This is a genomic window from Streptosporangium sandarakinum (assembly GCF_013409935.1).
GTDB lineage: Bacteria > Actinomycetota > Actinomycetes > Streptosporangiales > Streptosporangiaceae > Streptosporangium > Streptosporangium nondiastaticum.
On record NZ_JACCCO010000001.1, the window covers coordinates 3,556,832 to 3,571,369 of the forward strand.

At 72.0% G+C, this 14,538-nt stretch carries 10 protein-coding genes; 5 read left to right on the forward strand and 5 right to left on the reverse strand.

The window, feature by feature from the left end; genetic code table 11:
- Positions 1–58 precede the first annotated feature (58 nt).
- Entirely contained in the window at positions 59–1,693 is a 1,635-nt protein-coding gene (locus tag HDA43_RS16090) for an alpha-amylase family protein (RefSeq protein ID WP_179821548.1), read from the forward strand.
- Between the two features lie 126 nt (positions 1,694–1,819).
- Here the strand turns inward: HDA43_RS16090 and HDA43_RS16095 are convergent, their stop codons facing one another.
- On the reverse strand, positions 1,820–2,845 hold the full coding sequence (locus HDA43_RS16095) for a lytic transglycosylase domain-containing protein (protein ID WP_179821550.1): 1,026 nt from the start codon (positions 2,843–2,845) through the stop codon (positions 1,820–1,822).
- Positions 2,846–3,211: 366 nt separating this feature from the next.
- Here HDA43_RS16095 and HDA43_RS16100 point away from each other — a divergent pair, with 366 nt between their 5' ends.
- Entirely contained in the window at positions 3,212–4,018 is an 807-nt protein-coding gene (locus HDA43_RS16100) for a (2Fe-2S)-binding protein (protein ID WP_179821552.1), read from the forward strand.
- 160 nt (positions 4,019–4,178) lie between these two features.
- Positions 4,179–4,793 (forward strand): hypothetical protein, encoded by a 615-nt coding sequence (locus tag HDA43_RS16105; RefSeq protein ID WP_179821555.1) that lies wholly within the window; start codon positions 4,179–4,181, stop codon positions 4,791–4,793.
- A 131-nt stretch (positions 4,794–4,924) separates the two neighbouring features.
- On the opposite strand, the gene HDA43_RS16110 is transcribed toward HDA43_RS16105, so the two are convergent.
- Positions 4,925–8,056, reverse strand: a complete 3,132-nt coding sequence (locus HDA43_RS16110; protein ID WP_179821565.1) for a bifunctional cytochrome P450/NADPH--P450 reductase — start codon at positions 8,054–8,056, stop codon at positions 4,925–4,927.
- A 71-nt stretch (positions 8,057–8,127) separates the two neighbouring features.
- On the opposite strand from HDA43_RS16110, the gene HDA43_RS16115 reads away from it, so the two are divergent.
- Positions 8,128–8,703, forward strand: coding sequence for a TetR/AcrR family transcriptional regulator (locus HDA43_RS16115; protein WP_179821568.1), 576 nt, complete (start codon positions 8,128–8,130; stop codon positions 8,701–8,703).
- Between the two features lie 196 nt (positions 8,704–8,899).
- Here HDA43_RS16115 and HDA43_RS16120 read toward each other — a convergent pair whose 3' ends face one another.
- Positions 8,900–9,574: a macro domain-containing protein gene (locus HDA43_RS16120; protein WP_179821579.1), complete on the reverse strand. Its 675-nt coding sequence runs from the start codon at positions 9,572–9,574 to the stop codon at positions 8,900–8,902.
- 216 nt (positions 9,575–9,790) lie between these two features.
- Here HDA43_RS16120 and HDA43_RS16125 point away from each other — a divergent pair, with 216 nt between their 5' ends.
- The gene (locus tag HDA43_RS16125; protein WP_179821581.1) at positions 9,791–11,407 is read left to right on the forward strand and encodes an ADP-ribosyltransferase domain-containing protein; all 1,617 of its coding nucleotides are present in this window, start codon (positions 9,791–9,793) and stop codon (positions 11,405–11,407) included.
- Positions 11,408–11,609: 202 nt separating this feature from the next.
- On the opposite strand, the gene HDA43_RS16130 is transcribed toward HDA43_RS16125, so the two are convergent.
- Both HDA43_RS16130 and HDA43_RS16135 read right to left on the reverse strand, forming a co-directional pair.
- On the reverse strand, positions 11,610–11,774 hold the full coding sequence (locus HDA43_RS16130; protein WP_179821584.1) for a hypothetical protein: 165 nt from the start codon (positions 11,772–11,774) through the stop codon (positions 11,610–11,612).
- 185 nt (positions 11,775–11,959) lie between these two features.
- On the reverse strand, positions 11,960–14,320 hold the full coding sequence (locus HDA43_RS16135) for a glycoside hydrolase family 65 protein (RefSeq protein ID WP_179821586.1): 2,361 nt from the start codon (positions 14,318–14,320) through the stop codon (positions 11,960–11,962).
- Positions 14,321–14,538 lie beyond the last annotated feature (218 nt).

Sequence of the window (14,538 nt, forward strand, 5' to 3'; positions counted from 1 at the left end):
GACCAGAAAAGAAACTTTGTCTAACGTTTAATTCATCGCGTGCGGAAAACAGTTCTTGATGCAGGAACGCTGGTATCGCAACGCAGCCATCTACTCACTGGACGTCTGCACGTTCCAGGACTCCAACGACGACGGGTTCGGTGACCTCCCCGGGCTCATCAGCCGCCTGGACTACCTGTCCCGGCTCGGCGTCACCGCCCTGTGGCTCAGTCCCATCCATCCATCCCCCCGCCGCGACGGCGGCTACGACGTGGTGGACCACTATGGCGTCGACCCGCGCTTCGGCAGCATGGGGGACTTCGCCGAACTGCTCAACCAGGCCGACGAACGAGGGCTGCGAATCATGATCGACCTCGTCGTCAACCACACCAGCGACGAGCACCCCTGGTTCCAGGCCGCCCGGTCCAGCCCCGACTCCCCGTTCCGCGACTGGTACGTCTGGTCCGAGGAGGAGCCCGCCGACCGGTGGCGCGGCGCCGTCTTCCCCGACGTGGAGCCCGAGTCGTGGTCCTACGACGAGAAGGCCGGCGCCTGGTTCCGGCACCGCTTCTACCGCTTCGAGCCCGACCTCAACACCAGCAACCCCCAGGTGCGGGCGGAGATCCGCAAGATCGCGGCGTTCTGGCTGCGGCTGGGGGTGTCCGGGTTCCGCGTCGACGCCGCGCCGTTCCTCATCGAGGACAAGACGCCCGGCCGCCACTACCGCCGCGACTACGAGTTCCTGCGCGACCTGCGCGACACCCTGTCGTGGCAGAAAGGCGACGCGGTCATGCTGGCCGAGGCCAACGTGGCCGACGACGAGCTGCTGGAGTACTTCGGGGAGGCCGACGGCAGCGCCAGCCGTATCCTCATGCTCTTCGCCTTCCGCCTCAACCAGGCCGTCATGCTGGCCCTGGCCCGCCGGGACGCGCAGCCGATCCGCGACGTCCTGCGGGAGCTGCCGGAGCTGCCGCAGCACGCCCAGTGGGCCACCTTCCTGCGCAACCACGACGAGGTGGACCTGGGCCGGCTGACCGAGGAGGAACGGCAGGACGTCTTCGCCGCGTTCGGCCCCGACCCCGGCATGCAGCTCTACGATCGCGGCATCCGGCGGCGGCTGGCCCCCATGCTCGACGGCGACCAGCGCCGGCTGCGGATGGCCTACAGCCTGCAGTTCACCATGCCGGGCACACCGGTGGTCCGCTACGGCGACGAGATCGGCATGGGCGAGGACCTGTCCCTGCCCGAGCGCACCGCCATCCGCACCCCGATGCAGTGGTCCGGCGCGCCCGGCGCGGGCTTCACCTCCGGCGATGCGACCGACACGCCGCTGATCACCGAGGGCCCCTACGCGGTGGACAGGGTCAACGTCACCGACCAGCGGCGGGACCCCGACAGCCTGCTCATGTGGTTCGAACGCATCCTGCACACGCTGCGCGAGTGCAAGGAGATCGGGACCGGCCACCACGAGGTCCTCGACGCGGGACCGCCGCACGTGCTGGTGCACCGCGCGACCTCCCCCTCCGGGGCCATGCTGTTCCTGCACAACCTGGGCTCCGAGCCCTGCCGCGTCGCGGTGGACCCGCAGCCGGAGCAGGACGACCCGCCGCTGAACATCACCGCCGACGCCGACTACGGCTCCGAGGTCGATCTCGGCGCGCTCGACCTGAACGGCTACGGCTTCCGCTGGATCCGGCTGCGCCGCGACCCGTGAGGCCCTCGGGACCGGCCGCCGTCCCCGGACCGTCCCGGCCGCGCGGGCCGGCCCCGTGGGGCGCCGACCGGCCGGGAGGCACGAGCCGTACGGCGGGCCTGCCGTACGGCGGGCGGGTGCGCCGGGTCAGGGGCCGCTGATGCGGCGCTCGCCCTTCGTGGTGATGACGAACACCTGCCAGTTGTAGTACGCGTAGTAGTTGCGCGGGTCCCGCTTGATCTGGCGGGCGTGCAGCAGGATGGCGTCGACGTACGCCCGGGAGTGGTTGTAGGCGTACAGCGCCCGCCGGTAGTCGCGGGGCGCGCCCGAGGCGTGCAGGTAGTTGGCGGCGGCCATGACGGCGTCCCCGGGGTCGTGGACGTCGCCGCCCATGCCGTACGCCTTCCACGTTCCCGGCATGAACTGCATCGGGCCCTGCGCCCCCACGTAGCTCGGCGACCGCACCCGGCCGAACTTCGTCTCGGCGAACATCACCGACGCCAGGACCTCCCACTCGACGCCGAACCGGCGCTCGGCCTTCTTGAAGTGGCGGAGGAGGGCGGACGCGGCCGGCGGCTCCTCGATGCGGAACTTCGAGGCGTCCTTGACCGGGTGGGCCAGCTCCAGCAGCCCGCGGATGGCGGTCGTGTTGTCGCGGGCCTCGGCGGCGAGCCTGGCCGGCAGTCGGGCGAAGGCGCGGGAGGCCACGCCGGGGTTGCGGGCGGTGAAGCGGTAGATCCGCTGCTGGTACAGCGCCTGCAGCACGACCGCCCGCGGCGGGCCGCCCTTCGCGGTCCCGCCGTCGCCGGTCCAGTCGTCGATGGCGTCGTGGAGCCGCCGCGTGGTGGTCTCCAGCGCCTTGGCGAGCTTCGCCGGGTCCCGGGGGATCCGCTCGTCGGGAGCGGGCGGGGCCGCCTCGTCCGGTGACGCGGACGGCGCCGCCGCCCGTCCTCCGGCTTCCCCGCTCTCCCCGGTTTTCCCGGTTTTCCCAGGTTTCCCGGTGGACGGCGAGGGCGGCGGGGTCCGCTCCGCGGCGGACGCCGGGGCGGACGGGGCCGCCGCGGCCGTGCCCGCGGGGTCCGTGCCACAGGCGGCGAGCGCGGCGACGGCGAGCAGCGCGGCCCAGGACGCGAGGCGCCCCCGGCGCCGGCTGATCTCCGTACCGCTGTCCATGACGGACAAACTACCGCCACCGGGCCGATGGATCACGGAAACCCGGCGGACCGGTCTCCGTGCGGATCACGGGACGCCGAGGGCGGCGACACCGTCCCCGGTGAGGAGCCCGCGGCGGCACATCCGGGAGACGACCCCGGGATTGGGCGTGATCCGGCCTTCTCTCCTGACTACGGTTAGGCTAACCTAAAGGAGATTTTGGTTAGGTTAGCCTAACCCACACAGAGGGAACATCGCATCCGCCCTCGTCACAACGGAGCCCGCCCTGCCTGTCGCCGAATCCGCCAAGATCCCGCCGACTGGGCCGGATATGACCATTTTTCAGCTCTTCAGCATGAATTTCGGATATCCCACGGGGGAGGAACGATGCCGCTGACCGCTCCGCCGGAGCCCCGGACGTCGCACGAGGAAGGGGCGATGCCGGCCACGCTGCCGGAGCCCCGGACGCCGGTCGAGGGAGGCACGGTCCCGCTGCCCGTCCTGTCGGAGCACCTCCGCGGCCTGGCCGATGGGCAGGGAGGCGTCCTGGGGGTGCCGCCCGGTCTGATGGCCGACGACTCGCCGGGGTGGATCCCCGTCTCCGAGCTGGCACGGGAGCCGTACGGGCCGCTGCTCGCCCTGGTGGACGAGACGGCGGAGCGGTGGAGCGCGCCGCGGCACGTGGCCGCGGCCCTGCTGTGGAAGACGTACACCTACTGGAACACGCTGCCGATGGTGCTGGGCTGGGCGCTGGAACGGCGGGTGCCGCTGATGCGCCTCGCCGACACGCTGGTCAGGCCGTCGGACGCCGGGGTGACGATCGCGGCGACCGCGGTGACCGTCGCGGTGCTCCCCGGTGACCCGCTGGCCGGCGCCCCCGGGACGACCGTCGTCCCCGACCTGGCCTCTGCCATCCGGGACGCGCTCCTCGACGGCCAGCACCCCCTGATCCGCGCGCTCTGCGCGCAGACCAGGCTCGGCGAGCGCACCCTGTGGGGCTCGACGGCCGAGGCCGTCGCCCACCCGCTGCTGTCCCTCGTCCCCCGTGACGACGTGACCCGGCTGCTCACCGAGATAGGCCCGCCCGTGAACGGCCTGCTGGTCCCGGACGGCGACGGCTACCGCCGCCGCACCTGCTGCCTGTGGGTCACCCTCCCGGACGCCGACCCCTGCTCCACCTGCTGCGTCCGGTAGCCCCGGGCACATGCGGAACACGCGGCCCAGCTCTCGGGAGCCCGTCCGGCCTGACGGATCCCTCTCAAGAGGGAGGTGGGGGTTCGCTCGTCCCGGCGATGTCCGTACGGCCGCGGGAAACCAGGATTGGGGAGGTCATCGCAGCTAAGGAGTCAACGAGATGAACCCCCGCATCGCCTTCGTCGCCGCCCCCGTGCTCACCTTCACCTACGGCGTGATCCGCATCCTGGACGGCCTGGACGGCAGCCGCGGTCCCGGGCTCGCCTGGACGACCGGGCATCTGGCCTTCATCGGCGCCCTGGCGTTCTTCGCCGTGGCCTTTCATGAGATGCGGAGACTGGCCGGCGGCGGACGATCGGCCACCGGGCTGGCCTCCGCCGGATATGTCGGCATCGCCACGCTGATCGCTCAGTTCACCATCGACATCGTCCTGGGGTTCCGGTCAGCCGACCACGCCGCGATGGGCGTGCTGTTCGATCAGGTCCAGGCGGTTCCCGGGGTGCAGCAGGTGATCTACGACTTCGGGCCGCTGCTGTTCTTCGTCGCCCAGATCGGCCTGGTCCTACAGCTTGCGATCCAGCGCCGCGTCAAGGCGTGGACGCCCGTCCTGGTGGTCGCCGACGTCCTGGTGCCGTTCGCGGAGAAGGACCTCATGCCGCTGGGTGCCGCTTTCCTGCTGATCTCCTTCCTGGCACTGGCCCGTGTGTCCCGCGCGTCGCGCCTGGCTGACGGCCGGCACCGCGTGGTCGAGCCCGCCGTGCCGGCTTCTGTGTGACGAGCGGAGAAAGCCGGGTCGTGTTTCTTTTGATCGGCTGCGTGCCATCCCGGCACGCCGGCCGGACCTGGCGCTCGCCGCGCCGTCCCTCGGATACCCGCCGCGTCCGGCAGCCCGGTCCGGCGGGCGGGTCAGGCGAAGACGTCCTGCTGGTAGCGGCCCTCGGCCTCCAGTTCTCGCAGCCACTCCTCGCCGTCGCCGCCGGTCCGCTCGTGGTGGATCTCCGCCAGGACCCGCCGTACGGCGGGCGCCATCCGCAGGCCGTCGCCGCAGACGTAGACGTGCGCGCCCCGCTCCAGCAGTTCCCACACCCGGTCGGCGCGGGCCGCGATCGCGTCCTGGACGAACCGGAAGGGGTGGCCGGGCACGGCGGAGAACGCCAGGTGCAGCTCGGCGGTTCCGGCGTCCTCCCACGCCCGCAGGTCGGAGCGGTACAGCCAGTCGTGCTCGGGGTGGCGGCAGCCGTAGAACACCTCGGCCGGGCCGGTCGCGCCGGTCAGCGCCCGCTCCTCCAGGAACCCCCGCAGCGGCGCGAACCCGGTGCCCGGTCCCACCAGGATCACCGGCGTGGCCGGGTCCTCGGGCAGCCGGAACGGCGGGGCGGGGACCCGCACGTAGCCGTAGAACACCTCGCCGGGTTCCAGCCCCGCCAGGTAGGCCGAGCACATCCCCCGGTAGGAGCCGCCGCCCGACCAGGACGGGCCCTCGACCAGTCCGACGGTGATCCGCACCCGGCGCGGGCCGGCCAGCGGTGAGGACGAGATCGAGTAGTAGCGCGGCCGGATCGGGCCGGCCAGCTCCAGGAACACCGGCAGGGGCAGCGTGATCGCCGGGAAGCGCTCCAGCAGCGTGAGCACCGAGACCCGCTTGGCCAGGACCTCGTCGGCGTAGCCGTCCGCGAGGGCGGCGAGCCGCTCCCCGGTCCAGGGGCAGTCGGTGTGCGCGGCCAGCGCCGAAAGGTCCGAGCGGGTGGCGACCTCCTGCAGTTCGGCGAACTCCGACAGCAGCAGCCCGGCCGTCACCGGGGTGTCCACCGGCAGGTGGGTCGTGCCGCGCGAGCTGAGCCGTACCACCTGGTCGCGCGGGACGCGCAGGCAGCGCAGCGCCCACTCGACCAGTTCGGGGTCGTTCTTGCCGAAGACGGCCAGGTGGTCGCCCGCGGTGTAGGTCACGCCCTCGGGCAGCTCGGCCACGATGGAGCGCACCCCGGGCCGCGGCGCCTCCTGCGAGAAGTCCCACAGTCCGGCCGGGTCGCCGGTCAGCTCCTCGTTGGACAGCACGGTCAGCGGGACCGCGTCCGGGGACACGACGGCGGGCCGCACGTCGGCCTCGGTGAGGACCTCCATCCCGTAGCGGGGCGCGTTCTCCGCGGCGGCGGCGCCGTACTCGGCCGCCAGCGCCGCCCACAGCCCGGCGGTCCACGCCGAAACGTCGCCGTCGAAGTCGCCGTCGGCGTCGGCCTCGCCCCGCTCGACCAGGGGTACGGCCCCGGCCCCGACGAGCTTGTCGAAGGCGCGGCGCGGGAAGCGCTGGTAGGTCGGCCACTGGGTGTTGCCGCAGCCGAGCAGCGCGAGCCGTACGCCGTCCATGCGCGGCAGGTCGTCGAGCGCGTCGAAGCGCTGGGCGTTGTCGGGCGCCTTGCCGTTGTAGGTGGAGGTGACGACGACGAGCACGCCCTCGGCCGGTGGGACGAGGTCGTCGAGCGTGGTCAGCGTGGTCGCGAACCCGGATCGCGCGGCCCGGTCGGCCAGCCGCTCGGCGATGTCGGCCGAGCTGCCGAGGTTGGAACCGTAGGCGACGGTGAGGGCGGTGCCGGAGCCGACGGCGAGCGCCGTCTCGGCGACCTCGGCGGCGTCGTGCCCAGCCTCCGCCGCGGCCCCCGCCGTCCCCCTCTCGTACGGCCTGCGCTCCCGCACGCCGATCGTGAAGTCGTCGGGCTTGAGGGTGAGCGTCTGCTTGATGCGCATCCGGTAGACGTCGGGGTCGGAGACCGCGAGCCTCTGCAGCACCATCGCCAGGGCGAGCCGGGCCTCGGTCAGCGCGAACTGGCGCCCGATGCAGGCCCGTTCGCCGTTGCCGAACGGCTTGTAGGCGGCCGGGTGGTGGGCGGATCTGTTCTCCGGCAGCCAGCGGTCGATGTCGAACTCCTCCGGCCGGTCCCACGCCTTGGGGTGCCGGTGCAGTGACGGCAGCAGGACGACGCAGGTCTGGCCCTCGCGTACCGGGTAGCCGCCGATCGCGGTGTCGTCGAACGCCTTGACGGTGAACGCCGGAATCGGGGACCAGATCCGCAGCGTCTCCTCCAGGATCCGCGGGATCACGTCCAGCTTCATGATCGTCTCGTACGTCGGCGTCGTGTCGCCGGGCAGCAGCCGGTCCACCTCGGCGTAGGCGAGGGCGAGCACGTGCGGGTTGCGCAGCAGGTTGTACAGCGCGAACGACAGCAGGCCGCTCGTGGTCTCGTGCCCCGCGATCAGGAAGGTGAGGACCTGGTTGCGGATGTTCTCGTCCGACAGCCGCTCACCGGTGCGCGGGTCGGCGGCCTCCAGCATCAGGCCGAGCAGGTCGCCCGTGCCCCCGCCGTCCCCTTCTCGGCGCCGCCTGATCACGTCGTCCACCAGGTCCTGCATCACGCGGATGTCGGCCCGGTAGTCCTCCTCGCGCTTCTTCTTCAGCCTGGTGACGACGGGCAGCTGCCGGTTGCGGAGCATCGCCTCGGTCAGCGCGTTGCCCATGGACCGCAGGAAGGGGTGCAGCTCGTCGGAGGAGAAGGAGTCGAACCGGTAGCCGAAACCGGTCAGCGAGATCGTGTCGAGGGTGAGCCGGGTCATGTCCTCGGGCACGTTGACCCGGTCGGACCGCGCCCACTTGCCCACCAGCGCCTCGGCGACCTCCAGCATCTGCGGGAAGTAGACCTTCATCGACCGCTGGCTGAACGCCGGCATCAGGATGCGGTGCGCCTGCCCCCAGACGGGCTCGTCGTGGCGGGCGGTGAACAGCCCGTCGCCGCTGAAGTCGCGCACGATCGACAGCGGCGGGTCGATGCCCTTGTAGAAGCGCGTCTCGTCGCAGACCTCGGCGACCAGGTCGGGGTCGTAGACGAACAGGACCTGGCGGCCCAGCAGGTCGAGCTGGAAGATCCCCTCCTCGTGCTCCGCGGCGACCTCGTCGAAGAACGCGGCGGGTGAGTGCGCGGGGATCTGCAGGGTGTTCCCGAACACGGGCAGCCCCCGGGGGGTGGGAATCGACCGGATCACGGCCATGAGAATTCCTCCTTCGGCGGCGGCTCCCGGCACCGCCAGCCATACACCGTATGGAAGCTATCATACGGTGTATGGCAGTAAGTGCGCGCAGGGGACGACCCCTGACCCCGGGGGAGATCCACACGACGGCCCTGCGGCTGATCGACGCGACGGGCGTGGAGAAGCTGTCCATGCGCAAGCTGGCGGCCGAGCTCGACGTCAACCCGATGTCCCTCTACCACCACGTCCAGGACAAGACCGACCTGCTGCACGGCGTATGCGCCCTCGCCGCCGCCGAGGTCCGGCTGCCCCCCGACGACGGCGCCCCCTGGCAGGACCAGCTCCGCGCCCTGGCGCACGCCTACCGCTCGATTGCGCGCTCCCACCCCTCGCTGTGGTTCCACATGACCACGCACCCCGACGTCGTGGACCAGTCGGGCGCGCTGTGGGTGGTCTACAACCGCATCCTGGCCGCCGCCGGGGTGCCCGCGGACCGGCTCGCCCACACCCGCAAGGCGCTCTTCGTGTTCGTCTCCGGCCTCCTCACCGCCGAGAGCGGCGGCATCCTCTCGAAGCTCGACGGCGTGGACGACGCCGACGCGACGTTCACGGTGGCCGTGGACCTCATCATCGCCGGACTGGAGAGCGACGGGTCCCGGGAGCGCTGACCCGCGGCCCGCCTCCGGCGGCCCCCCGCGGCACCCTCTCCGGAGCCCGCCGTTACCGGATCCGCGGACCCGACGGCGTCCGTCCCGCCACGGCGCCCCTCCGGAGTCCGCCGTTACCGGATCCGCGGACCCGACGGTGTCCACCCCGCCGCGGAGGCCGTGACCGGGGCCCGGGTGGCCGGGCGCATCCGCTCCGTCAGCCGCGGAGGCCCCGCGGCTCGGGCGGCGTGATCCGCACCCGCTCCTCCTCCGGACGGCTGTCGAGGTCGTCGAGCTGCTCGACGATCGTCTTCCGCAGGTCGTCGTAGTCCTGGAAGCGGTACTCCTTGAACAGGGTGTAACCCGCCCACATGAGGTTGGCGCAGACCCGCGCCGGCACCCGGCCCGTCGCCGCGCCCATGCCGACCAGCGCCACCGACCCGATGCTGCCCGGCTCCCGGTCGTTCTGCATGTGGACGGCCTGGAACGCGGCGGCGCACGCCAACGCCACGTTCAGCGTCTCGCTCACGTCCTGCACCGACTCCTCCATCGTCGGCGTCGAGATCAGGAACCTCGGCTCGACCGCCCCGGACGGCACACACACCGCGCTTCCCACCGGCAGCGACCCCCCGAACCCGTCACGGATGGCCCGCTGGACGCGCAGCTGGATCCCCGCCCCGAGATGCCGCTTGATGGCCGCGTCGACCCCGCCGTCCATCCGCCCGCGGGAGTTGGTCGGGCTGACCCAGGCATCGACCTTCCGGCTGAGGATCGACCCCTTGTGGATCTCGACCTCGGGCTCGTCGACGAACGCCGCCCGCCACGACTCCACCACCTTCGCGCTGATGTCCGCCAGCACTACCCTGAGCGGCTGCACACGCTCGACGGTCATGACTCACTCCGGTCGTGAGAGGGGTGTTTCCGACACCCAGCAAAGTACCGAGCCGGACCGACAATCCAGAACCTGCTCGACGGTCCCGGAGAACAGGCCCGCCCCCCCGTGGAGCGGCTTTCCCGATATCGCGCCCACGCCCCTCACACGGCACAATTCCCCCACTTTGATCAACCGCACCGTCACCGGTGCGGCGCGCCGATCCGGGAGCCCACGATGAGTGACACCACCGCCCCCACCCCGCCGGACCCGAACGACCCGCTGGCCCTCGCCGAGCTCTTCAAGGGCGGCGGCGAGCCGTGGCTGCCGCTGCTGAAGCCCGTCGTCGAGGCGCAGCCGGACGCGGCCACGTTCATCGGCCCGGGCCGCGGCCCGCAGGTCGTGCCGGTACGGGAGCTGACCTTCCAGGCGCTCAAGCCCAACCCGCCGCACAGGTGGAAGGTCGTCGTCTTCGGCCAGAACCCGTACCCGCGGGCCGAGAGCGCCACCGGCATCGCCATGTTCGACAACACCTTCCACGACTGGAACGACAGCCAGTTCGGCAAGGTCGTCTCCATCCGCTGCATCATCAAGGCGGCGGCGATGTGGAAGCACGGCATCCCCAAGAAGACGCCGATCGCCGACATCCGCGCGCTCCTGAAGGAGCACGACACCGTGCAGCCGCCGGAGTGGTTCCAGGCGATGCTCACGCAGGGCGTGCTGCTGCTGAACGCGGCGCTCACCGCCAGCGCCGACGGGGCGATGGCCACCGGCCGGCACACCGCGTTCTGGCGGCCGGTCGTCGAGGCGCTCGTCGAAGAGATCCTGAAGGCCAAGCAGAACGCCGACGAGCCGGACCGGGGTGTGGTGTTCGCCTGGTGGGGAGCCCACGCCCGCAACCTGAAGGAGGTCGTGCTCCGGCTCCAGAAGAAGTATCCCGAGGTGGAGGTCTGGCACATCGACCACCCCAACCCCGCGGCCCAGGGCGACATCTTCTGCGACGGGGACCACTTCGCCGCGGTGAACACGGCGCTCAGGGCGCTCGGGACCGACGAGATCGACTGGCTGCCCAGCAGGGGCTGGAACGAGGGCGCGGCGCTGACCGGTGGGGCGGACGCGGACACGGCCGACCGCATGGGGGCGTTCATCGCCTCCACGATGGAGCTGCACAAGCTCTACCTCGAACGGCTCGCGAGCGTCAAGGACGAGGGACTGGTCCTTCCCGCGATCACCGGCGTGTCCGACACCCCGCTCATGGACTTCCGCGAGGCCGTCGCCCCGGTGGCCGCGCTGCTGCCGGGTCTCGACCCGCATGTGGAGCAGTCGTACCGGTTCGGGGAGAAGCAGGCGGGCGACGCGGCCGGCGTCCTGTCCGCCGACGAGGTCGCGGCCCTCTACCTCTACACCTGCGAGTCGGCGTTCTACCGGCGGATCAACGCCACCCTGCGCGACCCGGACCGCACCCGGATCGTTCCGTACCTCCCGTATCTCCGGCTTCTGTCCTCGGCCGTGTCGCGGCTGCCGGCCCGCCGGGAGCCGCTATGGCGCGGGGTCTCGCTGGACCTGCGGGCGCAGTACCCACTGGGCCGGACCGTGACGTGGTGGGGCGTGTCCTCGTGTACGCCCAGGCTCGGCGTGGCCCAGGCGTTCCTCGGCCGCCGCGGCAAGCGGACGCTCTTCGAGGTGCTTCCCGCGCGGGCCGTGGGCATCAGCGGCTTCTCCGCGTTCACCGGCGAGGAGGAGGTCATCCTCGCTCCCGGCACGCAGCTCACGGTGACCGACGTGCGGGCCGAACGCGGCGGCCTGTGCACCGTACGGCTCACCGAAGTGGACGGGCAGCGCCTGGTGGCGTGAGCACCCGGGGCGCGACCGGGGCCTTCCGTCCCCCAGGCCGCGCCCCGAGGTCACCCGTCGGAGCGACGAACCCCAGTCGTCCAGCCGGCGGCGGGCCACTTCCCGTGGTTCGACGGCGCCGGCCGGTTCGTGGACACGGTCGCGGCGTTCCTGGGATGAGGACCCCGGGGAGGTGACCGGCCGGGCGACCGCCTTGGGCCGTCTACGATTCGCGGGTGACCCGGCGGGCTTCGACGACGCCCATCACGACCGCGGCGACCAGGGCGATCAGGCCGAGGATGAGCAGCCACTTCAGGGCCTTGAGCAGCAGGCCGAGCAGGATGAACACCACCGCGACGACTCCTACGGCGATCAGCAACGCGCGCATGGGGCTTTCCTCTCCCGTCTATGGGTCACAGTCGCCTGAGGGCGCACCGGTCATCGGCCCGCATACCCATACGACCATGCAGGTAACAGGAAGAACCACGGGACTCCTCCAGGCCGGCGCTCAGCGCGCAGCCCGCCGACGGCCGTGCTCATCCGATGAGCCCTCACCCGCGACGCGCGGAGCGCTCAGTCCAGCGGGAAGGAACGGCGCTCGTCCGGGCCGAGGCACGTCTCCCGGCCGCGGACCGTCACCCGGAAGAGGCGATGGCCGCCGCCGTCGCGGGTGACCGTGAGCCTGTGGTGGTCCGCCTCGACGAACAGGGACGTCCCGTGGACCCGGATCGGCAGCGCGATGCTCTCCAGCCGGCCGAGGGGCAGCGGGTCGAGGCCGATGCCGTGCTCGTGGACCTCCAGGCCGAGGTAGCGGCGCTGGAGCAGGTCGAGCGTGCCGGCCATGGCGCCCAGGTGGATGCCCTCGGCGGTGGTACCGCCCTGCACGTCCTCGACGTCGGCGAGCAGGGCCTCGGTGAAGAAGTGCCAGGCGTCGGCGGGCTGGGACCCGGCCAGCACCCAGGCGTGCACCACCGCGCTGAGCGTGGAACCGTGGCAGGTGCGCCGCAGGTAGTACCCGACGGTGCGGTCGGTCAGCTCACGGGAGGCGGGGTAGCCGAGGCGGTCGAGGATCATCCGTACCTGGGCGGAGCCGAGGAGGTAGAACAGCATGAGGACGTCGGCCTGCTTGGACGCGCGGTAGCGGTCGGGGTCGTCCCCCTCCGCCTCCAGGGCGCGGTCCAGCCTGCGCACGCCCGCGTAGCGTTTCCAGTCCAGCTCGGCCAGGCGGTCGTAGCCGGTGAACTGGCTGATCACCCCGTCGTGGAAGTCGACGCGCATACGGCGGGTGATGTCCCGCCACCGGCCGAGCTCCCCCGCGGTGACGGCGAACCTCTCGTGCCCGTGGACCAGGTCCAGGATCTCGCGGGTCCGAAGCAGCAGCCACACGGTCATGACGTTGGTGTAGGCGTTGTTGTCCAGGCCGGGGGCGGACGCGCCGGGATAGGCGTCGTGATACTCGTCCGGCCCCATGACGCCGCGGATCTCGTAGCGTCCCGAGCGGGGGTCGAGGACGGCGAGCGAGGCGAAGAACCGGGCGATCTCCACCAGCAGCTCCGCGCCGAACCCGCTCAGGAAGGCGGCGTCGCCGGTGGCCCGGTGGTGGTGCCAGACGTTGTGGGCGATGGCCAGCCCGATGTGGCGCTGCAGGTGGGAGTGGTCGGGCAGCCAGCGCCCGGAGTCCGGGTTGAGGTGCATGGTCGGGGTCTCCTCCCGTCCGTCGCTGCCGCTCTGCCAGGGGAACATCGCGCCGGCGTACCCGGCCCGGCGCGCCGCCCGCCTCGCGGCCGGCAGCCGCCTCCAGCGGTAGAGCAGCAGCCCCCGGGAGACCTCAGGGAGGCGCAGGTCGAGCCAGGGCAGCACGAACAGCTCGTCCCAGAACACATGGCCTCGGTACGCCTCCCCGTGCAGGCCGCGGGCGGGCACCCCGACGTCGAGGCCGGCGGTGTGCGGGGAGAGCGTCTGCAGCAGGTGGAAGACGTGAAGGTGGACGATCTGGCCGACCTGGGACTCGCCGACGTCCATGAGCGCGCGTTCCCACAGCCGGTCCCAGGCGTCCCGGTGCTCGCGCAGCAGCTCCTCGAAGCCGGGTGCCCGCCGTACCAGATCGACCGCGTCGAGCGCGGGTGACGTGGTGAGGGCGATCGTCTTGGTCAGGACCGCGGTCCGCCCGCGGCGCAGGCTCAGCGTCGGCTCCTCGGCGATCCAGGCGTCCTCGGCGGCCCGAACGCCCCCGGTGATCCAGGCGTCCTCGCGCTCCCCCTCACGCGCGGTCTCGTGATCGGTCTCGTGATCGGCGGTGACGCGCATGGCCAGCGAGATCGGCGTGCCCGAGGCGCGGGTCCGGGCGCGCAGCCAGGCGCAGCCGTCCCGCGTGCCGGTGGCGTGCCCGACGAGGTGGTCGCCGCGCAGGTCGCGGTAGCGCCGTACGCCGCGGTTGGTGACCCGCCCCTCCAGCGCGGCGCGCACACGGAGCGGCCCGGACCAGTTCTCGGCGGTGAACGCGCACTCCAGGGCCGCAAGGTGCGGCGCGGCCATGGACACCAGGCGGCGCTGGCGTACGGAGGTCACGCACCCCCTGTCGTCCCGGAAGCGCAGGCGGCGGTGGAGCACACCGTGGCGCATGTCGAGTCCCTGCTCATATCCGAGCAGGTCTGCCGTTTCGGGGTGGAACCACGGAGCGCCGGGGGCGGCGAAGGTGAGCGGGAGCCAGTCGGGCAGGTTCACCAGGTCCTCGTTGACGACCTCCCGCCCGGCGACCCGGGAGGTCAGCCGGTCGTAACAACCCGCGGCGTACGTTCCGGGGGTGCGCATGACCAGGCCGTCCGGCGTCGCCCCGCGGGTGGCGAAGTACCCGTTGCCCAGGGTGCAGAGGGTCTCGCGCACCCCTTCGGACCGGGGGTCGAATCCCGTGTACGCCAGGGTCCACGGGTCCATCGCGCCTCCGCCCCCGCTTCGCTCGGCACTCCCTTCCGGACGTTACGTGCCCGCCCGGCACGGCGGCAGGGCCGAAAGTCCTCTCCCGCGCCTTTCGCGGCCCCTGCGCGGAAACCCGGCTCTAAACCCCCGGACGCGTCGCCGACAGCACCGAATCCGCAGGTCACAGCCTTGAGAAGCCCCGTACGAGGGCATCACCTTCACTGACGGCCATGCGG